Source organism: Acinetobacter portensis (genome assembly GCF_009372215.1).
GTDB lineage: Bacteria > Pseudomonadota > Gammaproteobacteria > Pseudomonadales > Moraxellaceae > Acinetobacter > Acinetobacter portensis.
The window spans coordinates 120,731-141,290 of the sequence record NZ_LWRV01000035.1 but is presented as its reverse complement, the minus strand read 5'-3'; the positions used below and the strand labels follow the sequence as shown (position 1 = coordinate 141,290).

At 35.7% G+C, this 20,560-nt stretch carries 25 protein-coding genes; 9 read left to right on the top strand and 16 right to left on the bottom strand.

Annotated features, from left to right (window positions below; all coding sequences use genetic code 11):
- Positions 1-256 precede the first annotated feature (256 nt).
- From A6M14_RS03170 to A6M14_RS03145, 6 genes are all read right to left on the bottom strand, one after another.
- Positions 257-913: a DUF2057 family protein gene (locus tag A6M14_RS03170; protein ID WP_152873579.1), complete on the bottom strand. Its 657-nt coding sequence runs from the start codon at positions 911-913 to the stop codon at positions 257-259.
- A gap of 136 nt (positions 914-1,049) precedes the next feature.
- On the bottom strand, positions 1,050-1,643 hold the full coding sequence (locus A6M14_RS03165; protein WP_152873578.1) for a nitroreductase family protein: 594 nt from the start codon (positions 1,641-1,643) through the stop codon (positions 1,050-1,052).
- Positions 1,644-1,809: 166 nt separating this feature from the next.
- Positions 1,810-2,496 (bottom strand): nitroreductase family protein, encoded by a 687-nt coding sequence (locus A6M14_RS03160; protein ID WP_152873577.1) that lies wholly within the window; start codon positions 2,494-2,496, stop codon positions 1,810-1,812.
- 189 nt (positions 2,497-2,685) lie between these two features.
- Positions 2,686-3,777, bottom strand: a complete 1,092-nt coding sequence (ftsY, locus tag A6M14_RS03155; RefSeq protein ID WP_152873576.1) for a signal recognition particle-docking protein FtsY — start codon at positions 3,775-3,777, stop codon at positions 2,686-2,688.
- A gap of 105 nt (positions 3,778-3,882) precedes the next feature.
- Complete coding sequence (locus A6M14_RS03150; RefSeq protein ID WP_152873575.1) at positions 3,883-4,206, bottom strand: hypothetical protein; 324 nt, start codon at positions 4,204-4,206, stop codon at positions 3,883-3,885.
- A gap of 105 nt (positions 4,207-4,311) precedes the next feature.
- Positions 4,312-4,671 (bottom strand): hypothetical protein, encoded by a 360-nt coding sequence (locus A6M14_RS03145; RefSeq protein ID WP_152873574.1) that lies wholly within the window; start codon positions 4,669-4,671, stop codon positions 4,312-4,314.
- A 221-nt stretch (positions 4,672-4,892) separates the two neighbouring features.
- Between A6M14_RS03145 and A6M14_RS03140 the strand changes: the two genes are divergently transcribed.
- From A6M14_RS03140 to A6M14_RS03130, 3 genes are all read left to right on the top strand, one after another.
- Positions 4,893-5,126, top strand: coding sequence for an SEL1-like repeat protein (locus tag A6M14_RS03140; RefSeq protein WP_152873573.1), 234 nt, complete (start codon positions 4,893-4,895; stop codon positions 5,124-5,126).
- Positions 5,127-5,254: 128 nt separating this feature from the next.
- Complete coding sequence (locus tag A6M14_RS03135; protein ID WP_152873572.1) at positions 5,255-5,629, top strand: DUF2750 domain-containing protein; 375 nt, start codon at positions 5,255-5,257, stop codon at positions 5,627-5,629.
- 139 nt (positions 5,630-5,768) lie between these two features.
- Positions 5,769-6,203, top strand: coding sequence for a CBS domain-containing protein (locus tag A6M14_RS03130; protein WP_152873571.1), 435 nt, complete (start codon positions 5,769-5,771; stop codon positions 6,201-6,203).
- Between the two features lie 48 nt (positions 6,204-6,251).
- On the opposite strand, the gene A6M14_RS03125 is transcribed toward A6M14_RS03130, so the two are convergent.
- The 4 genes from A6M14_RS03125 to A6M14_RS03110 all read right to left on the bottom strand — a co-directional run bounded on the left by A6M14_RS03125 (position 6,252) and on the right by A6M14_RS03110 (position 9,728).
- Positions 6,252-6,746, bottom strand: coding sequence for a hypothetical protein (locus tag A6M14_RS03125; protein WP_152873570.1), 495 nt, complete (start codon positions 6,744-6,746; stop codon positions 6,252-6,254).
- Positions 6,747-6,822: 76 nt separating this feature from the next.
- A complete protein-coding gene (gene trpB, locus A6M14_RS03120) occupies positions 6,823-8,031 on the bottom strand; it encodes a tryptophan synthase subunit beta (protein ID WP_152873569.1) in 1,209 nt (402 codons plus the stop codon).
- A gap of 109 nt (positions 8,032-8,140) precedes the next feature.
- The gene (locus A6M14_RS03115) at positions 8,141-9,328 is read right to left on the bottom strand and encodes a vWA domain-containing protein (RefSeq protein WP_152873568.1); all 1,188 of its coding nucleotides are present in this window, start codon (positions 9,326-9,328) and stop codon (positions 8,141-8,143) included.
- A 184-nt stretch (positions 9,329-9,512) separates the two neighbouring features.
- Positions 9,513-9,728 carry a hypothetical protein gene (locus A6M14_RS03110; protein WP_152873567.1) on the bottom strand — a complete coding sequence of 72 codons (216 nt, stop codon included), beginning with the start codon at positions 9,726-9,728 and terminating at the stop codon, positions 9,513-9,515.
- Positions 9,729-9,922: 194 nt separating this feature from the next.
- Between A6M14_RS03110 and A6M14_RS03105 the strand changes: the two genes are divergently transcribed.
- Positions 9,923-10,513: a hypothetical protein gene (locus A6M14_RS03105; protein WP_152873566.1), complete on the top strand. Its 591-nt coding sequence runs from the start codon at positions 9,923-9,925 to the stop codon at positions 10,511-10,513.
- 46 nt (positions 10,514-10,559) lie between these two features.
- Here the strand turns inward: A6M14_RS03105 and tkt are convergent, their stop codons facing one another.
- Positions 10,560-12,548 (bottom strand): transketolase, encoded by a 1,989-nt coding sequence (gene tkt / locus A6M14_RS03100; protein ID WP_152873565.1) that lies wholly within the window; start codon positions 12,546-12,548, stop codon positions 10,560-10,562.
- Between the two features lie 398 nt (positions 12,549-12,946).
- On the opposite strand from tkt, the gene metK reads away from it, so the two are divergent.
- Complete coding sequence (gene metK, locus A6M14_RS03095) at positions 12,947-14,113, top strand: methionine adenosyltransferase (RefSeq protein WP_152873564.1); 1,167 nt, start codon at positions 12,947-12,949, stop codon at positions 14,111-14,113.
- 60 nt (positions 14,114-14,173) lie between these two features.
- On the opposite strand, the gene A6M14_RS03090 is transcribed toward metK, so the two are convergent.
- Positions 14,174-14,413, bottom strand: coding sequence for a hypothetical protein (locus tag A6M14_RS03090; RefSeq protein ID WP_152873563.1), 240 nt, complete (start codon positions 14,411-14,413; stop codon positions 14,174-14,176).
- Positions 14,414-14,593: 180 nt separating this feature from the next.
- On the opposite strand from A6M14_RS03090, the gene A6M14_RS03085 reads away from it, so the two are divergent.
- Entirely contained in the window at positions 14,594-14,776 is a 183-nt protein-coding gene (locus A6M14_RS03085; protein WP_152873562.1) for a hypothetical protein, read from the top strand.
- On the opposite strand, the gene A6M14_RS03080 is transcribed toward A6M14_RS03085, so the two are convergent.
- Both A6M14_RS03080 and A6M14_RS03075 read right to left on the bottom strand, forming a co-directional pair.
- On the bottom strand, positions 14,773-15,411 hold the full coding sequence (locus A6M14_RS03080) for a LysE family transporter (RefSeq protein ID WP_152873561.1): 639 nt from the start codon (positions 15,409-15,411) through the stop codon (positions 14,773-14,775). The two genes, A6M14_RS03085 and A6M14_RS03080, sit on opposite strands and share 4 nt — an antisense overlap.
- Positions 15,412-15,563: 152 nt before the next feature.
- Positions 15,564-16,136, bottom strand: a complete 573-nt coding sequence (locus A6M14_RS03075) for an FxsA family protein (RefSeq protein WP_152873560.1) — start codon at positions 16,134-16,136, stop codon at positions 15,564-15,566.
- A 122-nt stretch (positions 16,137-16,258) separates the two neighbouring features.
- On the opposite strand from A6M14_RS03075, the gene ruvC reads away from it, so the two are divergent.
- A complete protein-coding gene (ruvC, locus tag A6M14_RS03070; protein ID WP_152873559.1) occupies positions 16,259-16,807 on the top strand; it encodes a crossover junction endodeoxyribonuclease RuvC in 549 nt (182 codons plus the stop codon).
- Positions 16,808-16,956: 149 nt separating this feature from the next.
- Entirely contained in the window at positions 16,957-17,508 is a 552-nt protein-coding gene (locus tag A6M14_RS03065; protein ID WP_152873558.1) for a hypothetical protein, read from the top strand.
- A gap of 12 nt (positions 17,509-17,520) precedes the next feature.
- On the opposite strand, the gene A6M14_RS03060 is transcribed toward A6M14_RS03065, so the two are convergent.
- Both A6M14_RS03060 and A6M14_RS03055 read right to left on the bottom strand, forming a co-directional pair.
- Positions 17,521-17,853 (bottom strand): hypothetical protein, encoded by a 333-nt coding sequence (locus A6M14_RS03060; protein WP_152873557.1) that lies wholly within the window; start codon positions 17,851-17,853, stop codon positions 17,521-17,523.
- A gap of 57 nt (positions 17,854-17,910) precedes the next feature.
- Positions 17,911-19,377 (bottom strand): NAD(P)H-hydrate dehydratase, encoded by a 1,467-nt coding sequence (locus tag A6M14_RS03055; RefSeq protein ID WP_152873556.1) that lies wholly within the window; start codon positions 19,375-19,377, stop codon positions 17,911-17,913.
- Positions 19,378-19,399: 22 nt separating this feature from the next.
- Here A6M14_RS03055 and queG point away from each other — a divergent pair, with 22 nt between their 5' ends.
- On the top strand, positions 19,400-20,497 hold the full coding sequence (gene queG, locus A6M14_RS03050) for a tRNA epoxyqueuosine(34) reductase QueG (RefSeq protein WP_152873555.1): 1,098 nt from the start codon (positions 19,400-19,402) through the stop codon (positions 20,495-20,497).
- The last annotated feature ends 63 nt before the right edge of the window (positions 20,498-20,560 follow it).

Genomic DNA, 20,560 nt, shown 5'->3' with positions numbered 1-20,560 from the left:
GCAAGAACAACACACTAAACTCAACCATTCGTTTCGTTCACTGCGTTGGTGTGCTGCGTATTCTATAGAGTTTACTCACGAGCGCAACCCCTTTTTCTTAAATAATCTAATAATTACGTTTACATGATTATTTTTCATACAAAACAACCTTAAAAACTATAAAATCAGCTTGTTTTACCTATTTTACACATCACTAATCACCACTACCTTCATAAAAAAACCACCTTTTATGGTGGCTCTAATTTATATATTTGTTTTATTGCTCTGCAAGCCAAGTCATAAATTTCTGTCTTTCAGCTTTTGTTGTATTTTTCCAAATATGAATTAACTGCTGAGCTTCGCCATTTTGTACACCAATATTCGATTGTGTTTTTGCTATTGGTGCGTTCAATTTGGCTTGTGAAGTGTATTCTGGCGATGGTTGAATGTTCACTTGAGATTTATCTACCGATTCACCTTCAGTAAATAAATTGCTCACAATGCCCAAGTTTGACGATTTTGCACCTTGCTGTTTAACAAGGAGTTGATTTTTACTGTTATACAGTCCAAATATGGGCTGTTTAGCATATTCTCTAGCGATATCTATGTTTTTTGGGTTATCAATTAATGCCAAAACGTAATTTTGATTATCTTCTAATAATGGTGTTTTAATATTAACAATATTTGATCGAACAATTTCATGTGTGCCAATATTTCGATTTTCTTCAAAATATTGTGTATATCTCACAGAAATAACATTTTCACCAGCTTTTAATTGATGTGCATTTTTCTTAGAACTAAATAAGCTTGTATTTACTTCATGCCCATTAATAGCTGCAACTTTAATTTCTTCTGGTGTTGTTAATGTAATTGCTGCAAATGCAGGTGAAGCCATCATCAATAAAGCTAAACTTAAAGACCATCTTTTATTCATCAACACTTATCTCATCATTTTTTAAATTTGATGAAACTATGAATGAACGAGATGACACTTTCATTACAACCAAACATCACATTCTTTTATATAAAAAAAAGAGCGCATTCGCACTCTTTTTACAATGATTCAAATATTAATTGAATGATTTAAAACGTTCCGCATCATCAATAAATGTTTTTTCACCAGCTGGTACTTCAATAGAACCAAATACAAGTTGTGCGCGTAATTTCCAGCTTTCTGGAATATTGAAGGTTTCTGCAACTTCTGCATCTACAATTGGATTGTAATGTTGTAATGATGCGCCAATGTTTTGTTCCGCCAATGCTGTCCAAACTGCAAATTGCGCAATTGCTGTTGAATGCTCAGACCAAACTGGGAAATTATCTGCATACAATGCAAAGTTTTCTTGTAAGTTTTTAATGACAGATTGATCTTCATAAAATAAAACTGTGCCTTTACCCGCTGCAAAACTTTGAATTTTTGCTTCCGTTGGTGCAAATGCTTCTGCAGGTACAATTTTACGTAATGTTTCTAAAGTGATATTCCAAAATTTAGCATGCGACTCACCCAGTAAAGTCACAACACGAGAAGATTGTGAGTTAAATGATGACGGGCTTAAACGTACAGCTTGTTGAATTGTTTTTTCGATTTCTGCGTTTGCAAGTTCTACTTTATTACCAATTGCATAAATTGTACGGCGTTTTTCTAAGTGTTTTAAAAATGACATTAGGATTCCTCTTTGATCTCACGATCACGCTTAATTCGTTAGATACATCTTATTATTTTTAATTTTTAGATAAACACTCAATTTCATAACAGAGTGTTTTATTAATGGAACAATCTAGTAAATCAAACTTACGCATATAACAAAAATCGTTATATGCGTAGCTTCATCAGTAAAAAACCTTAAATTGTTGCGCGTAATCTATATGTGGTTTTTCACCTATTTCTTGCTCAATGGAACCAAAAACAAGTTGCGCACGTAATTTCCAGTTTTCATCTATAGCAAAACTTTTGGCAATTTCTTCATCAATAATTGGATTGTAATGTTGAAGAGATGCGCCAATATCTGAATCTGCTAATGCTGTCCAAACTGCAAATTGTGCCATTCCTGATGTTTGCTCTGACCAAATTGGAAATTCTTTGGCATCGAAAGGACGTTTCTTTTGTAAATATTGAATGGTTTTTTGATCTTCATAAAACAAAACCGTTCCATAGGCTTTTACACATTGATCCATCTTAAGTTCAATACCTTCAAATATATGTGCAGGCACAATTTTACGTTGCATTTCCCGCACAATATCCCAAAATTTTTTATGTGAATTTCCATACAAAATAACCACACGCGTACTTTGCGAATGATAAGCAGATGGACAACTCCGCACAGACTCTTGAATAAGCTCTGTAAGATAGGTTTGACTAAAACGTATTTTATTACCTAAATCGCTTACATTTCTGCGTTTCTTTAGCTGATCAATAAATGTAAGGTTTTCATCAAAACTTATATTTCTCTTTTTAAATCGAAAATCTTTAGTGATGTCTGACGTTAAAACATGACCAATTTTATCTAACAATGCCATTACCTTAATTTCCCCCAAAAATCGGCATGAATCCCTTTATTATTGTAATGATTTTATTTTCAATTATTTACTTATAAGGCTTATGCTTGATGTATTTTAAATCAAACACTTAGGTAAAAAACAATAAACTCCGCATTTCGCGGAGTTTATGTGCAGTACTAAATATTCTAAAGATGAAAAGATAAGTTGTTATTTATCTGTTTCAAAAAGTGCAGCAACAAATGATTTTGCAGAAAACGGGCGTAAATCGTCAATTTTTTCACCCACGCCAATAAAGCGAATAGGTACATGTGTACGACTTGCAATATTAAATAAAACACCGCCTTTTGCTGTTCCATCAAGCTTGGTAATGGTAATACCTGTTAAACCAACAGCCTCATCAAACATTTCAACTTGATTAATTGCGTTTTGACCAGTACCTGCATCTACAACCAACATCACTTCATGTGGTGCAGTCGCATCACTTTTTTGCATAACGCGTTTAACTTTGGTTAACTCTTGCATAAGATGGCTTTTGTTGTGCAAACGCCCTGCTGTATCTGCAATAAGAACATCTATACCTTTTGCTCGCGCACTTTCAAAGGCATCATAAATCACAGATGCACTATCTGCACCATGACCTTGTGAAACCACAGGAATATTATTACGCTCACCCCAAATTTGAAGCTGTTCTGTCGCTGCTGCACGGAATGTATCACCCGCTGCAAGCATGACTTTTTTACCTTCGCCTTGTAAGCGTTTTGCAAGTTTACCAATGGTTGTTGTTTTACCTACACCATTTACACCTACCACCAAAATCACATAAGGTGATTTGTTCGGGTCTATATGCATAGGTTTTACACGTGGTTCCAATAAAGCCACAAGTTCTTCTTGCAATGCTTTATATAAAGAATGTGAATAAATTAAGTCGCCACGATTTGTACGTTCAGTTAAATTCGCAATAATTGTTTTTGTTGCTTCCACACCAATATCTGCAACAAGTAACTGCTCTTCAACTTCTTCTAATAACTCATCATCAATTTCTTTACCACCAATGAGAATATTCACCATCCCATCAGCAAGGTTTTTACGGGTTTTCGTTAACCCATCTTTCATTCGGCTAAAGAAACCACCTTGGGATTTTGTTTCTTCTTGTGCAACTTTTGCCGAAACATTTTCTGCTACTGGAGCTGTTTCAACAATAGGCACGTTAACTGAAGGTAAATTCGGTAAGGTAACATCGTCATCACCGATGTCAGCATCAATTAAAAATTTACTCTGCCCATTAGATTGTTGTTGCATGCCGAATCCCTGAAAATACTGCATTAAAATAAAAGTGAAAGTCTAGCATAAACCATATCGTTTTACGTTGTATTGATTTAGCAAGATAAGTTTGAAGATAAAGCCCTATTGGTCTTCAATAGACAATGCTGGAAGCTCGGTTGCTTTTTTCATTTCTACTTGATGCGCATGCATAAGGCGAAGATACTGCCCAAATAAAATAGATTGCTTCTGTAATAAATGTTCCGCCATTTCTTGGCTTTCAGGATGTATAGGCTGATTTGCAATAATTTTGACTTGCTGAAATTTATTCGCATCTATTGGGCGGTATAATGCAACTGTTGAAATAACTAAAATCACCGTAATAATAAAAATAATGAAAGCATTATAAATTTGCTCAAGTCTTAACTGAGCATAAAATTGACTCATTTTTTGAATTGCGTTGTACATGACTTACCTCGATTAGAGGTAGTTTATGGGTGTCTAAAATTATTCACAAGATATATAGCTCAATTCCACCCATATTTATGCATAGAATTGAGCTTTAAATTTTAATTAATGTAAAACTGGCGCTAAAAACACAAAATATAAAACAATTGCGATAACAACCAAAACACCTATCATCACTTTTACATTGGCTGGATTTTCATTTTCATGCTGATGTGGACTTTCATCTATAGCCAAACGCTGTAATTCACTATTATAGGTTTGATAAAAATCAGCACGCTGCTCTTCATTCAACTCACTGGTATAATCATAAACACGTTTTCTTTGTGCAAGGCAAAAATCGCCCAATCGCAGTTCATTATGATAAATCGCTTCATCTAATTGCTTTCGATGCAATTGAGCCAAACCTATAATTTGAGCTTTTATTGGTGGTAAATCTAAAAAAAATCCATCTATTGTCGTTGTCATTATTATCTCCCTTTTTTTAACTTTTCTTTAATCATTGACGTGTATTTTATAAACACGATCAATATTTAATCACTTAAACACATTCAAATACTATTTTTAAGCCAATTTGTTTGACACTTCAAGTAAATTGTAATAATAGTTTAATAATAGAGTGTTAAAAATATCTAAAGACTCAAGATTGGTCTTTATAGTTTGAACATAATTACAATAAGGAGTTATATATGATTCAACAATTCTCTCAACAAGACTTAGAACATGTTTACGCAGATGCAGTAAATACAATCCAATACGAAATGAACTTTTCAGATGCAGTTTCACAGTTGGAAGGTGCAGCACGAGCTGGACATGGTAAAGCGGCAATGTTCTTAGCAGAACTTTATTATCAAGGTTTCCGTGTAGAACGCGATTCGCTTAAAGCACAATTTTGGCAAAACCTAGCCACCATGCAAGCATAATAAAACGTCACTCAGGTGGCGTTTTTTTACGACCTTTTTCATATAATTTTACGATTCTACGCAAAGCTTAAACAATACTGTCATCATAAGTCCGTACAATAGAATCAAACAAACCACTTAGAACGATTATGAATAAGGTGAATGAGCTACACCTCCTACCCAAAGATTTTTTTCTGAAAATTACTATTTTAAAATCGATGATGTATTGTGGCGTACTTTGGGGTTTATACCGTCAAGGTTGGGCAATGACTTCCGATCAAGAACATCATATTTTCCCCTTTTGGTTAAGTTGCGCGCAAGCAGAAAAGCATGCACAAAAGCATTGGCCCAATTATACGCCACGTAAAATTACGCCCGAAGATTTTCAAAAATCATTATTACCCACACTTGTTCGTTTGAATGTGACACCTACTTTGTATAATTCAAATCAACAGAAGTTTAAATTTTCATCACAAATGATGAAATACTTTTTCTTTAATAAACCCGATAATTTACTTGCCTAGCAGTATTAAATACTTATATAAACAATACAGGGATGTATTCCATATTCACAAAATCTGACCATAAAGGTCTTTGTATTTATAAAATTTCACGTTAAGTTAAAAGTGAACCAACAAGAACAATGAGAAGAGGATAATTTTAATGAGCAATGTAGCACATGTTTTAAAGGATAAAGGCAACCCTGCTATATATACCGTAAAGCCGAATTCAACTGTACTTGATGCCATTAAACTCATGGCCGAAAAAGGAATTGGTGCGCTTGTTGTGACCGATGATAACAACAAAGTGGCGGGTATTCTTTCTGAGCGTGATTACACACGTAAAATTGTTTTGATGGAACGTACATCTAAAGATACAACGGTAAGTGAAATCATGACCGCAAAGGTTCTTACAGTTACCACCACATCTACCGTAAAAGATTGTTTAAAGTTGATGACTGATAAGCATTTGCGTCATTTACCTGTAGTTGAAAATGAAGAGTTATTAGGCTTCATTTCTATTGGCGATTTAGTTAAAACTGCAATGGATGACCAAAAGAAATTAATTGATCAGTTGCAGCAATATATTTCGGGTTGATTCATTAAGACACTTACTTGATATAGTAAGTGTCTTATATATTTCTTTTTAGAAAGCCCTCTTTTCCTTTATGTATTTCTGTAAAAAGCTTTCTTCTATTTTTTTATTACTTTCAAAGCGAATCCACTTCTTCCCATCCCATGCCTCAGGAAACACTCCAAATCCTAGCATGCATAATTTACTTTTTATTTCAGGATAAAAAGCAAAAATCAATAACCTATATTTTATAAAATCAGCAATATTACGACTCGTAAAATAATCTATTTCATTTTTTGATATTTCATAAGGTTTTATAAACAACCCGTAATCTTTATTGTCAGTTGTAAATAAATCATTTTCGCTTATTTTAAAATTTTCCAGAAATACACTTTTCGAAAATTTCTTAAAAGCAAGCCTTGTATCACTTGAACATACATCATCCAAAATAAAATGCATATCTTTTACTTTAAAGTTGTTATCAAAATATTCAACTTCTGAATTTGCATGTAAATTTATACAATATGCAGTAAAAACCACTAAAATAACTTTTTTAAATATATTCATCTTTATTGATTCTTTTCAATAACTTTAGATACTTTAAAAAAGCCCCGAAATTTTCAGGGCTCTTTCATTTCAAAACTTAATTTAAGCCTAGTTTATCTGCAACATAATCAGCATCTTTATCACCACGCCCCGATACGTTTACCACAATTTTCACATCTTTACCCAATTTAGGTGCTTCGCGTAAAGCCCAAGCAACAGCATGAGAACTTTCCAAAGCAGGAACAATACCTTCTACACGAGAAAGCGTCATAAAGGCATTTAAACACTCTTGATCTGTTGCTGTTGTATATTCAACACGACCTAAATCTTTCAACAAACTATGCTGAGGTCCAACACCCGGATAATCTAACCCTGATGCAATTGAATGAACAGGCAAAGGCTCGCCATTTTCATCTTCAAGCACATAACACGCCATACCATGAATTTGGCTTGGCTTACCCAAAGTTAAAGTCGCAGAATGCATGTCTGTATCTAGACCATGACCCGCTGGCTCAACACCAACCAATTTCACATTTGGTTCATTTAAAAATGCCGTAAATGCACCAATTGCATTAGAACCACCACCTACACAAGCAACCACATAATCAGGATTTGAACCAAAACGTTCATTGGTTTTAACTTTAATTTCATCACCAATAATGGCTTGAAAATCACGAACCATCATTGGAAATGGATGTGGTCCTACAACCGAGCCAATGGCATAAATATAATCTTTTGGATTTTTTAAATATTCTTCAAATGCACTATCTACCGCATCTTTTAACGTTGCCGTACCACGTGTTACAGCAATTAAGTTTGCACCCAAAATTTTCATTTTGACAACATTTGGATGTTCTTTTTCAATATCAACCTGCCCCATATGAATTTCACATGGAATACCTACAAGCGCACATGCTGTTGCCAATGCCACACCATGTTGACCCGCACCTGTTTCAGCAATCACTTTAGTTTTGCCCATATATTTGGCAAGTAAAGCTTCGCCCAAACAATGGTTAATTTTATGTGCACCTGTATGATTTAGATCTTCACGTTTTAAATAAATTTGTGCGCCACCTAACTTTTCAGATAAGCGCTTTGCATGAAATAACGGACTTGGACGCCCCACATAATGCGCAAATAACTCATTAAGTTCAGTTTGAAATTCAGGGGTTTTACGAATCTCTTCATAAGCAAGATTAATATCATCCATGGCTTGTTTTAAATCTGGAGGAATAAACTGTCCACCATAAGTACCAAAAAAGCCTTCTTCGTTTGGTAAAGCAATGCCATTAATTTGATGATTCATCGTAATCCCTGAATATAAAAATCTATAAAAGATGAGTAATCTTTATACTAAGACAATTTTTTTCAAAGCACTAATAAATATAAATAAAGTCACTTATAGATAAATAGAATTAACGCGAAAGATATTTCGTCATATCTTCAATGCCTTTTAATGTCATTGGATACATTTTATCTTCAAAGATTTGTTTTATTAGCCCGATGGTATGCGTGTAGTGCCAATAGTTTTCTTCTTCAGGATTTAACCACGCTGTCTTTTCAAAATGTTGACGTAAACGCTGTAACCAAACATGGCCTGCTTCATCATTCATATATTCCACAGAACCACCAACAGATTGAAGTTCATAAGGCGCCATACTCGCATCCCCCACAACAATCACGCGGTAATCTCGACCATAAGTATTGAATAAATCCCAAGTGTTCATTCTTGAAGATGAGCGACGCAAGTTATCCTTCCAAACGTAATCGTATAAGCAATTATGGAAATAAAAATATTCGAGGGTTTTGAATTCTGTTTTGGCTGCACTAAAGAGTTTTTCACATTGCGCAATATGTGCATCCATAGATCCGCCAATATCAAACAACATTAAAACTTTAATACGATTACGGCGCTCAGGTACAAGTTGCACATCTAAAATGCCTTGTTTGGCTGTTTCACGAATCGTACCATCTATATCAAGCTCTTCTGCTGCACCTTGACGTGCAAATTTACGCAAACGACGTAATGCCATTTGCATTTGGCGGCTTCCTAGAATTTGCTCATCATCTAAATTACGATATTGACGTTGTTCCCATACTTTTACAGCAGAACGTTTACGCCCTGGCCCACCAATACGCACACCTTCAGGATGATCACCATAAGCACCAAATGGCGATGTGCCACCTGTACCAATCATTCGGTTTCCACCTTGATGTTTTTTATGTTGTTCGCGCAAACGCTCTTCAAGCATTTTCATCAGCTCTTCAAGTGAGCCTGCTTTTTTAAGTTCTTCGCGTTGCTCTGGGCTAAGATGTTTTTCTATAAGCTCTAGGTCAAACCAATCTTTAGGAAGTTTATGAACTTGATTTAACAAATCATCTAAATCGAATGTTGAAATACCATCAAAATAGTCTTTCATGGCACGGTCAAATTTATCGAAATATCGTTCGTCTTTGACCATAATTGTTTTTGCAAGCTGATAAAATTCTTCTTGATCTGCAAAAACCAAACCTTCTGCAACAGCTTGATTTAAGTCAATCAGCTCTCGAGTTGAAACTGGAACACCATATTTTCTTAATGTATAAAATAATCGCACAAACATGGCGAGCCAATTCCTTTTTCAATTCAAAACAATGCGCTATATATCTAAATATCAGGCATGAAAGCATTATGCTTACTCAAACCATTATCTTAAATTGCTGATAATGAGTAAAGAATGTTTCTTGGACTGCGCTGTCACCAAATAAAAATAAAGCCTCTAAAAAGAGGCCTTATTTTTTCAAATTTTACAGTTTTTCAACCAAAATTCGATCTACATGCTTGTTACCTGTTTGCTTTTCGTGGTTTTTACGACGAATTTTAAGCACTTTATCTTCTTGTAAGTCTTGAAGCATTAATTCTACTGCCATCATTGACTCAAGTGCTAAATCTTGCCCAATCCACTTTTGCTCACCAGCATCCATTAATACAATTTCATCATTAATTTGATCATATAGGCTCATATTTCCCTCACTTCTGGCAAATTGATTACCAATTGTCTGAATATTTAATGAAGCGCAATACTATATACTGATTAATAAAAACTGCAATGCATTCTACGTTTTGAGTTTTTTTGATAGTGTCAAAAAACACGTTATATTCTAAAATTGTAAAATTAACCAAACATAAAATTTTATTCACAATACAGAAGATTAAAATGAGCCTTTATCGGAATATTAGCTTAGCATCGACTCTCATCATTACAACCATGCTTAGCACATACTCTTTTTCAAAACCCACTCAATTTTATAAACCTTATAAAAGCACTGAAACTGTTGAAAACATTCAACCTCGTCTTTATAAAATTAATGACTTAAAAGTGAATTTAACAAGTCGTATGGAGAGACCCGAATATTTAAATCAGGAAAGTATGACGACACTTTATAAAGAACAAATTGAAAGTAAATTACAAGAAAAGAATATGCTTGCTGATGAAAATACAGCTGTACCCATTAATTTAAATTTAGAAATTAATCAAAAGCGCGTATTTATGGGTGAAGGATTCTCTAGGGTTGGTAAAGAAGCCCTTGTCGGGAATTATTCAACAAGTGAAATTCAGTACAATTCCACAATTACAGCAAATAATATTGAACTTGCAAGCTACAAATCAGACAAATATGTCAGTATAGGTAATCATGGCTCTTATGCTAAGTTATTCAGAGATTTAACAGGTAAAGGCAAGCCAGAACATGAAATTATTGATGTTCAAAATTTTGCCGAGAGAATTGTGAATTCTATTCCAAAATAAAAAACCGCCTCAATTGAGGCGGTTTTTTATTCAATTCTAAAAAGAATTAAGCAGTAATTTCTTTTACAGCAGCAACAACAGCTTCAGTGGTAATACCAAAGTGTTGATATAAATCTTTCGCAGGTGCAGATTCGCCATAAGTCGTCATACCAATAACACGACCATCTAGACCAACAAACTTCCACCAGTAGTCTACATGTGCAGCTTCAACTGCAACACGCGCACGAATAGCCGCAGGTAAAACAGCTTCACGGTAAGCAGCATCTTGCTTAACAAATTCTTCAGCACATGGCATAGAAACTACACGCACACCTTCAAGTTGTGCATATGCTTCCATTGCTAATGAAACTTCAGAACCCGTTGCAATAATAATTGCTTTCAATTCGCCTTTTTCTTTCGCAAGAACATAACCACCTTTCGCAACATCAGCAATTTGTGCATCTGTACGTGTTTGGAATGGTAAGTTTTGACGAGAGAAAATTAACGCAGTTGGACCTTCCGAACGTAACAATGCAGATTTCCAAGAAATAGAAGCTTCTACAGTGTCACATGGACGCCAAGTATTTAAGTTAGGTGTACCACGTAAAGATGCAATTTGTTCTACAGGTTGATGTGTAGGACCATCTTCACCAAGACCAATTGAGTCATGTGTGTATACATGAATTACGCGTTGTTTCATCAGTGCAGACATACGTACTGCATTACGCGCATATTCCATAAACATAAGGAATGTCGCTACGTAAGGAATGAAACCACCGTGAAGTGCAACACCATTGGCGATTGCAGTCATACCAAATTCACGTACGCCGTAATGAACGTAGTTACCAGCAGCGTCATCTTGAACGCCTTTAGCACCTTTCCAAAGTGTAAGGTTTGAACCTGCTAAATCGGCAGAACCACCTAAAATTTCTGGAAGTTGTGGTGCAAATGCTTGAATCGCATTTTGGCTTGCTTTACGAGATGCAATTGTTTCTGCTTTTGCATTTACTTCAGCAATATAAGCATCTGCTTTTGCAACAAAGTCAGCAGGTAAATCGCCAGACATACGACGTTTAAGTTCAGCCGCTTCTGTAGGATATTTTGCAGCGTAGGCAGCAAATGTTTCATTCCAAGCAGCTTCAGATTTAGAACCTTTATCTTTTGCATCCCAAGCGCTATAAACGTCCGTAGGAATAACAAATGCTTCTTCTGTCCAACCTAAAGCTTGACGAGTTAATGCAATTTCATCATTACCTAGTGGCGCACCGTGGCAATCTTCTTTACCTTGTTTGTTTGGTGAACCTAAACCAATAATAGTTTTACACATTACTAGCGTTGGTTTAGATGTTTCAGCTTTCGCTTTAACTGTTGCTGCACGTAATGCTTCTGCATCGTGACCATCAACTTTAATTACTTGCCAACCGTAAGCCAAGAAACGTTGTTCTGTATCGTCAGAGAACCAACCTTCTACTTCACCGTCAATTGAAATACCGTTGTCATCATAGTAAGCAATAAGTTTACCTAGACCTAAAGTACCAGCCAATGAACATGCTTCGTGTGAAACACCTTCCATTAAGCAACCATCACCCAAGAAACAATAAGTGAAATGATCAACAACTTTAATGTCATCTTTGTTGAATTGCGCTGCTAACGTTTTTTCAGCAAGAGCAAAACCAATTGCGTTTGCAATACCCTGACCTAAAGGACCAGTTGTCGTTTCAATACCAGGCGCATAGCCTAATTCTGGGTGACCAGGTGTTTTAGAATGCAATTGACGGAAAGATTTCAAATCTTCAATTGAAAGATCATAACCAGTCAAATGTAACAATGCATAATGAAGCATTGAACCATGACCATTTGATAATACGAAACGGTCGCGGTTCGCCCATTGTGGGTTTGTCGGGTTATGATTTAAAAAATCACGCCAAACGACATCAGCGATATCTGCCATCCCCATTGGAGCACCAGGATGTCCTGAGTTTGCTTTTTGCACAGCATCCATTGCTAATACACGAATTGCATTTGCAATACGACGTTCATTCAGCGGGGTTGTCATAGGTCAGTGTCCAGATAAATCGTTTAAAGAAGTTGATATGAATAAAAATTCAAAGATAGCCTTATTGTCTTAAAAAAACACCTCACCGTAAAGTGCGATAGACAACATTTATCTCTTAGATACACAAAAGGTTAAAAAACCATCCATTTATTTCAATATAAACGCAGCAATTGTAAATTTAATCATCCTTTTGCTTCATCTTCATGAATCCCAATAATTTCAATTTCAAGCTTATAAATGTAGATTTTAGTCCATTATCAATTTTTCCGATGTCAATATCAGATAAAACGTCCATAAATTGAAATAATTTCATCAATTTTCGATGACTTGAACTAGTCCTAAATCGCAAGTCGTTGTACCATATTGCGTCTTTTAATTTATTAACTGTGATAGGACTTATGCGCGAGTACGCTGTATTTACCTCGGAATCTGTAAGCGAAGGCCATCCTGATAAAATGGCTGACCAAATCAGTGATGCTATTTTGGATGCAATCTTAAAGGAAGACCCATATGCGCGGGTTGCTTGTGAAACGCTTGTAAAAACGGGTGCGGTTGTACTTGCCGGTGAAATCACAACAACTGCAAATGTCGACTTTGAAGCGATTGTTCGTAATACCGTAAATGGTATTGGCTACCATCATTCAGATCTTGGCTTTGATGGTTCGACTTGTGCCATTATTAATATGATTGGTAAACAATCTCCTGAAATTGCTCAGGGTGTTGACCGTCAAAAACCTGAAGATCAAGGTGCGGGTGACCAAGGTTTAATGTTTGGTTATGCAAGCCGTGAAACTGATGTTTTAATGCCTGCCCCTATTTCATACGCACACCGCTTAATGGAAAAGCAAGCAGAACTTCGTAAACAAGGCACTTTGTCTTGGTTACGTCCAGATGCAAAAAGCCAAGTAACTTTTGCTTATGAAAATGGCAAACCTGTTCGTTTAGATGCAGTTGTACTTTCAACTCAACACGATCCGTCTATTTCTCAAGCACAGTTGAAAGAAGCTGTTATTGAAGAAATCGTGAAAAAAGTAATTCCTGCTGAAATGTTCCATGCAGACACTAAATTCCACATTAACCCAACAGGTATGTTCGTGATTGGCGGCCCTGTAGGTGACTGTGGTTTAACAGGTCGTAAAATCATTGTAGATACTTACGGTGGTATGGCACGTCACGGTGGTGGTGCATTCTCTGGTAAAGACCCATCAAAAGTTGACCGTTCTGCTGCTTATGCAGGTCGTTATGTAGCAAAAAATATTGTTGCTGCTGGCTTAGCTGACAAATGTGAAATTCAAGTTTCTTATGCAATTGGTGTTGCCGAGCCAACTTCAATTTCAGTCAATACTTTCAATACTGCAAAAGTATCTGAAGATTTGATTATTGCGCTTGTACGTGAACACTTTGACTTACGTCCATACGGCATTACACGTATGCTTGACCTTATTCAACCAATGTATCAACAAACTGCTGCATATGGTCATTTTGGTCGTCAAGGTTCTGACACTGCATTTACATGGGAAAAAACAGACAAAGTGGAAGCACTTAAAGCATCTGCTGGTCTATAATCTTTTTAGATTAACCTATGAAAAAGCCTGCATGATGCAGGCTTTTTTAATGCGCTCAATTTATTTATGCTTATCATTAATCACTTGTAAAACACTTTGTGAAATAGGCACTTCCTGATGATCTGAGAAATATAAATGTGTTAATTTCAGTACAACAATAAGAGCCAAACAGGTTAATGAACAAAAGATCCAAAAACCATAAGGACTTTTTATATTATGTGAACCGCAATTCGGGCAATCTTTTTCTGCTGAAGACACCACCTGATTACAGCAACCACAATGATATTGAATAGATAACATTACATGTTCCTCCCTATTATTTTTATTTTCATTTAAAACGAAACGTAGTTTCACACAATCAATCAACAATATTTGATTATTTATCGACCATCAAGTCACTATTGTTAAATCTTACACAATTACACAAATATCCCTCGCATTAAGAAATGTGTACAATGAGAAATGTAGATGGAGTAGAAAATGGTTCAATTAATTAAGAAAGGCGGCTTACGTGAAAGAGCCAACCGTAGTCGTAAATATCAAGGTTCAGAAAACACTGAAACGACTTTAAAGCCAAACACATACGAAAAAGCGCAAAAAAAAGAGGAAGCTTCCACTTCCCCATCATCAACTGAATTGCAAATAAAACCATCTGATCTTTAAAACATGACAAATGCTTCATAACACAGCACAATTGCAAAGATTAGAAATAAAGAGCCTGACAATACATCGATATATCCACCTGAACGCTGATATGCACGTTTAATTTTAGGCAAAGATAAAACCAACATTAACAATGCAAAGGTAATAAATGTTTGTATTGGGATAATAAAAGCCAATTGTGTTTTTAAATACTCACCTGCATTTGCACTCAATGCCAAAGAAAAGACACTACTAAAATAAATCAATGCTTTAGGATTGGCTAAATTTGTAAATAAACCCAATAAAAAATAGTTTTGTTGTTTTGGGACGTCTAATTCAATGTCATTTTCCAAATTGAACTTCTGTTTTAATGACTTTAAGCCACCATTTAACATTGCCCATCCCATTTTTGCGAGGAACAAACCACCAACAAACATCAATACTTGTTGAATCCATGGAAATTGATCAACCAGTACAGTAAAACCTAAGAGTGTAAGAACAACCCAAACCACAATTCCTGCTGTAATACCTAAAACAATTTTTAAAGTATTCGTGCGTGTTGTAGATGCTGAACATTTTGCAATAATCAAAACATCTGGACCGGGACTTAACTGAGCCACAAAATGAAGCAAACAAATTGTTAATAACAAAGACATATTTTCTAATTCTAGCAATGAATAAATTTAACTTTTAAATATTATACAGCCATAAAAAAGCAATATCTGTAAGGCTTTGGTGGAAAGTTAAACTTTTATATAAAAAAGCCGAGTATAAATACTCGGCTCAATATTTTTGAAATCTAAATTATTTATTTAGGATTTACATCTTTCATTTCAATTTTTTTCGCATCAGGTGTAATTTCACGTGCTTCACCATCAATAATGGTTGAATCATGTCCACCTTGATGATTTTGCATATCTTGCATTTGACGCATCATATCTGCAAATGGATTTTGACCTTGCGCCCCACCCATGCCGCCCATATCACCCATCATTCCGCCCATCATTTTATTCATCATGGCTTGTTGACGTTTCATCAGTGCATTCATCATCACCTTCTTAAAGACATTCTGAACGCCTGGAATTAAGATAAGTAACGCAATAACATCGCTAATTAGACCTGGAATTAAAAGTAAGAAGCCTGCAATAATTTTAGGTAAATTTCCAGTTAATGCTGGATCCGCACCCATCTGTCCCATTTGCATTTGCTGCATTTGTGGCATAACACCTGCTGAATATTTACGAATCATATTCAAGCCAATGAAGAAGGCAGCAACATACCAGAAGAATACATACCACATGCTACCCACGAGGTCGCCCACGCCAATCCATACAAAAACTTCTAGAATTAAGCTTGCTAATACAATAAGAAATAATTTCATGAAAATTAGTCTGATCTCAATAAAATAAATAAGGTCTGCTGATCAACTGCTTAATCACTATCAAGCTTTTTTGATACGCTTATGTAACAATATGGGCATTCTACAATTTTTAAAGGGTTGGCATGGCATTAATTATCGGAATTGATCCAGGTTCTCGTCTTACAGGTTATGGCATTATTGAACATGAAGGCTCAAAACTCCGTTTTGTCGATGCTGGAACTATTCGAACAGAAACAACTGAAATGCCCGAACGCCTAAAAAGAATTTTTGCAGGCATTGATCGCATTGTAAAATTTCACGGCCCAACAGAAGCAGCTGTTGAACAAGTTTTTATGGCGCAAAACCCAGATTCAGCTTTAAAACTTGGTCAGGCACGTGGTGCCGCAATTGCAGCACTAACCAATTTAGATTTAAATGTAGCAGAATATACTGCACGTCAAATTAAGCAATCAGTGGTTGGCTATGGTGCTGCAGACAAAGAACAAGTGCAAATGATGGTCATGAAGTTATTAAATTTAACTGTTAAGCCACAACAAGATGCTGCCGATGCTTTAGCCGCTGCCATTTGCCATGCACATGCCTCAGGTAGTATGAGTAAACTTGCTGTTTTAAATGCACTTGGCGTTGGTATGGCACGTGGTCGAAGCAGAGGTACTAGTCGTCGTAGATAATAGAACCTAAATTTAGCTCTGCATGAGCCTTTATTTTAAATAGAGGCTTAAATTAATTGAATGATAAAGTAATAATGCGCACATCTTAAAACCTGATAGCATAGCTACTTAAAGATAAAAATAATACTAAACATCAAAGGATAGATAAAATGAAATTTCACTTTTTATTAGCCTCATTTTCCTTATCATTGTTCAATTCAAATCATACTTATGCAGAAATATATCTCCAAAATTATGAAATACCTAAAATTGTAAAATATGGGGTAAATACCATTGTATTTATAGAACCTAAAAAAGATGCGTGTTCACAAAAAATGTGTGCTGTCGTCACACCAAAATGGAATTCTAGCGAACCTAAGAAACTCCAACTGAGAAGCCATATTGCGCAATTGCATGTCAACATTCGCTCTGCATCTATACTTATTGATGGTCAGGAAATTATCTTAAATACCGAAAATAGTACAACACGGAGTGAAAATTTAGATGGAAGCAATAAACTCAGCATGCAAAATCACTACGCAAATTATGACATTATCGACAGAATTTTAAGTGCTCAAGAAGCCATCATAAAAATACGTACCACCAATGGAGAGACTGAAACTTTAATCAAAAGCCAAGGGCAAATGAGCCAACAAGGCGAAGTATTAGAAGTATTTAAATCTAAAGTTAATTCCGAAAAATTAAAACTAGGTATTGAGTGAATGACTCAAACTCTAAAACTTTAAATGTTGTGTAAAATCTCTCTTCATTTCACTTACTGACGGTTGCTTAGGATAAGTCGCTATCAGCATTCTCCCGCTAAAACGAATATTCTTTTTCTGATTCGGATCAATACGAATAAAGACCAATTCATCGGGTTCATTTCGATGATTAATCTCACAAATCATAATAGTTCTATTTCTTTCAATTACTGAAAACTTTGGAAAAGCACTTTGAACAATTTGCTTAAATGACTTATTTCTAGATGAAACTCCATCCATTTGTGTATACATAATCAGTGCAATGCACAACAGAACAACCACTAAAACAATTGTATATTTATCCATGATATCCCCTTATTTAAAATTTAATACACTTTGCATTTCAATGTAATGATTAAGTAATTACATTTGCGCGTTAATCATTTTGTAAACAACCTTTGGCATATCGAAAGCTTGTAAACCACGCATCCCTTCTTTTGCCAGTTCATCCCCTGCAAGTGCATGTAAAGTCACAATTTCATGTAAAGCAATTTGCTCATTTAATTGTGCTTTTAAGCTTGCAATCATCCCAGATAAAACATCCCCCATACCACCCGTTCCCATACCTGCATTTCCTGCGGTACACATCCAAAGTTTCTCATTTTCTAAAATTAAACTTCCCGAACCTTTTAATAACCATTGACCATCATATTTATTTTTAAGTTCATGAATTGCCTTGATTCGATCTGACTCAATATCTAAAACACTAGAATTTAAAAGTTTTGCAGCCTCACCCGGATGTGGCGTTAAATAGATCTTTTGATTTAATTTTCGTGGATTTTCAGCCAAGAACCATAAAGCATCCGCATCTAATACAATGTCTAAATCTGAATTGATCAGTAAATCAAACCACATTTTATATTGCTGTTTAGCCCATTCATCTCGACCTAAGCCCATACCAAAACAGACTGCATCTATTTGTGATAATAAAGTCCGAACATCTTCTTTGCTTAGGCTATTTATATCTTTCAACATAATATTGGGCGCACGTGCAAGTATTGCAACATGATGCCGTTCATGACATATCACCGTCACTTTTCCCGCACCTGCTGCAAAAGCAGATTCAGCCGCCATAATCACAGCCCCCCCCATTTCTTCATGTCCACCCACAACAAGCACATGCCCATAACTGCCTTTATGACCAAAAGCCTGTCGTTTAGGCAAATAAATCTTTGATGGTGTAAGTTGTGCGATTGGGTGAATTTCGGAATCTAATGGAATTAAAGATATTGCTGATATTTCACCTGAATATTCTTTGGCTTTTCCTGTAAATAAACCTGCTTTTAAGCCTAAAACTGTAAATGTAAAATCTGCTTTAAATGCACATGGTAAAGGCTGTCCTGTATTGGCTTGCAAACCACTAGGAATATCAATTGCAACTTTTAAAGCTGAATGCTGATTCATCTTCGCAATAGCATCTTGCCACTTTTCATCTAACTGGCGGTTTAAGCCGATACCAAATAAAGCATCAACAATACATCCATAGTTTTTTTGAAAATCAAATCCTGTAAATATTGGAAGATCGACTTCTTTTGCCTCAAGATAAGCACGCTGTAAATCGGAAGATTCGCCTAATTCTGCAGCATATAGATCTACCTGAAAACCATTTTGCTTTAGATACTTCGCAACAAGATAACCATCTCCAGCGTTGTTCCCTTGCCCGCAACATACAGCAATAGTCGATATGTCACGTTGTTTTAATAAAGGAATAAGACGCTGTGTAATTGACCAAGCGACCTGTTGCATCAAGCCATATGAACTATTTTGTTGCGCAAACCAACGCTGTTCCCATGCTTGAATATCGTAGCTATGATAAACTTGCTGATGCATTGTTCTTCCTTTTTATTTCATTATGACATCATCCACAGCCTGTCAAAAAATTTCTGTGAATCAACAGAATCCTGAAGCGCTCAAGGCGTGGATTAAAGCTCAAGCTTTAGAATTAGGCTTTGCTGATTGTGTCATTGCGCGCCCAGATGCTCAAGAGGAATTGCCACGCTTACAAGAATATTTAGATCGTGGTTATCATGCAGATATGAATTTTTTGGCAGAGAATTTAGAAAAACGCGCCAATCCAACACTTTTAGTACCCAATACAAAAAGCATTATTTGTGTACGCATGAATTATTTAGTTGAAACACCCAAAGCGCGTTTGGTGCCAGATGAACCCAATTCTGCCATTATTGCCCGTTATGCACGTGGACGTGATTATCACAAAACCATGCGCGGACGCTTAAAGACCTTAGCTTCACGTATTCGTGAAAAAGTGGGCGATTTTGAATCTCGTCCTTTTGCAGACTCGGCACCTGTATTTGAAAAATCTTTAGCAGAAAATGCAGGCATGGGTTGGACAGGAAAACATACCTTACTTATCCATAAAAAATCAGGGTCTTTTTTTGTTTTAGGTGAATTATTTACATCTTTAGAATTGCCTTTTGATTCACCAACTACCAAACATTGTGGCTCATGTACAGCATGTATTGATATTTGCCCAACTCAGGCCATTGTTGAACCCTACATGCTCGATGCTCGAAAATGCATTGCATATTTAACCATTGAATATCAAGGCATCATTCCTGAAAGTTTACGCCGTGGTATTGGTAATCGAGTATTTGGTTGTGATGATTGTCAGCTTATTTGCCCTTGGAACAGTTTTGCAAAAACAACTCCTATTGAAGATTTCCATCCAAGACATGGTTTAGACCAAGCATCATTATTGGATTTATGGCAATGGGATGAAGCAACCTTTTTAGCCAATACCGAAGGTAGTCCACTGCGTAGAACAGGCTACCAAAGTTTCATGCGGAATATTGCTATAGGACTAGGTAATGCGCCATTTAGTTCGGCAATTATCGACAATTTAGAAAAAAATAAATTACTGCATGATGATATTGTGCAAGTCCATATTGATTGGGCAATTCAAGAACAACGCTTAAAACAACAATTTTGAAATTTAATTATTAACTTGTACTAACAATTTTCGCAGTAAAATCTTAAATTCCTATTCAGTGCA

What these genes read in the sequence shown, in the direction of transcription:
- A6M14_RS03080 (WP_152873561.1), bottom strand. Translation starts at nt 15,411, where the DNA reads ATGTCTTTGTTATTAACAATTTGTTTGCTTCATTTTGTGGCTCAGTTA.
- A6M14_RS03055 (WP_152873556.1), bottom strand. Translation starts at nt 19,377, where the DNA reads ATGCATCAGCAAGTTTATCATAGCTACGATATTCAAGCATGGGAACAG.
- A6M14_RS03160 (WP_152873577.1), bottom strand. Translation starts at nt 2,496, where the DNA reads ATGGCATTGTTAGATAAAATTGGTCATGTTTTAACGTCAGACATCACT.
- A6M14_RS03170 (WP_152873579.1), bottom strand. Translation starts at nt 913, where the DNA reads ATGAATAAAAGATGGTCTTTAAGTTTAGCTTTATTGATGATGGCTTCA.
- ftsY (WP_152873576.1), bottom strand. Translation starts at nt 3,777, where the DNA reads ATGCAACAACAATCTAATGGGCAGAGTAAATTTTTAATTGATGCTGAC.
- A6M14_RS03085 (WP_152873562.1), top strand. Translation starts at nt 14,594, where the DNA reads ATGGTTCAATTAATTAAGAAAGGCGGCTTACGTGAAAGAGCCAACCGT.
- queG (WP_152873555.1), top strand. Translation starts at nt 19,400, where the DNA reads ATGACATCATCCACAGCCTGTCAAAAAATTTCTGTGAATCAACAGAAT.
- metK (WP_152873564.1), top strand. Translation starts at nt 12,947, where the DNA reads ATGCGCGAGTACGCTGTATTTACCTCGGAATCTGTAAGCGAAGGCCAT.
- A6M14_RS03110 (WP_152873567.1), bottom strand. Translation starts at nt 9,728, where the DNA reads ATGAGCCTATATGATCAAATTAATGATGAAATTGTATTAATGGATGCT.
- A6M14_RS03135 (WP_152873572.1), top strand. Translation starts at nt 5,255, where the DNA reads ATGAATAAGGTGAATGAGCTACACCTCCTACCCAAAGATTTTTTTCTG.
- A6M14_RS03105 (WP_152873566.1), top strand. Translation starts at nt 9,923, where the DNA reads ATGAGCCTTTATCGGAATATTAGCTTAGCATCGACTCTCATCATTACA.
- A6M14_RS03150 (WP_152873575.1), bottom strand. Translation starts at nt 4,206, where the DNA reads ATGTACAACGCAATTCAAAAAATGAGTCAATTTTATGCTCAGTTAAGA.
- A6M14_RS03140 (WP_152873573.1), top strand. Translation starts at nt 4,893, where the DNA reads ATGATTCAACAATTCTCTCAACAAGACTTAGAACATGTTTACGCAGAT.
- A6M14_RS03145 (WP_152873574.1), bottom strand. Translation starts at nt 4,671, where the DNA reads ATGACAACGACAATAGATGGATTTTTTTTAGATTTACCACCAATAAAA.
- A6M14_RS03065 (WP_152873558.1), top strand. Translation starts at nt 16,957, where the DNA reads ATGAAATTTCACTTTTTATTAGCCTCATTTTCCTTATCATTGTTCAAT.
- ruvC (WP_152873559.1), top strand. Translation starts at nt 16,259, where the DNA reads ATGGCATTAATTATCGGAATTGATCCAGGTTCTCGTCTTACAGGTTAT.
- tkt (WP_152873565.1), bottom strand. Translation starts at nt 12,548, where the DNA reads ATGACAACCCCGCTGAATGAACGTCGTATTGCAAATGCAATTCGTGTA.
- A6M14_RS03060 (WP_152873557.1), bottom strand. Translation starts at nt 17,853, where the DNA reads ATGGATAAATATACAATTGTTTTAGTGGTTGTTCTGTTGTGCATTGCA.
- A6M14_RS03165 (WP_152873578.1), bottom strand. Translation starts at nt 1,643, where the DNA reads ATGTCATTTTTAAAACACTTAGAAAAACGCCGTACAATTTATGCAATT.
- A6M14_RS03125 (WP_152873570.1), bottom strand. Translation starts at nt 6,746, where the DNA reads ATGAATATATTTAAAAAAGTTATTTTAGTGGTTTTTACTGCATATTGT.
- A6M14_RS03090 (WP_152873563.1), bottom strand. Translation starts at nt 14,413, where the DNA reads ATGTTATCTATTCAATATCATTGTGGTTGCTGTAATCAGGTGGTGTCT.
- A6M14_RS03075 (WP_152873560.1), bottom strand. Translation starts at nt 16,136, where the DNA reads ATGAAATTATTTCTTATTGTATTAGCAAGCTTAATTCTAGAAGTTTTT.
- A6M14_RS03115 (WP_152873568.1), bottom strand. Translation starts at nt 9,328, where the DNA reads ATGTTTGTGCGATTATTTTATACATTAAGAAAATATGGTGTTCCAGTT.
- A6M14_RS03130 (WP_152873571.1), top strand. Translation starts at nt 5,769, where the DNA reads ATGAGCAATGTAGCACATGTTTTAAAGGATAAAGGCAACCCTGCTATA.
- trpB (WP_152873569.1), bottom strand. Translation starts at nt 8,031, where the DNA reads ATGAATCATCAAATTAATGGCATTGCTTTACCAAACGAAGAAGGCTTT.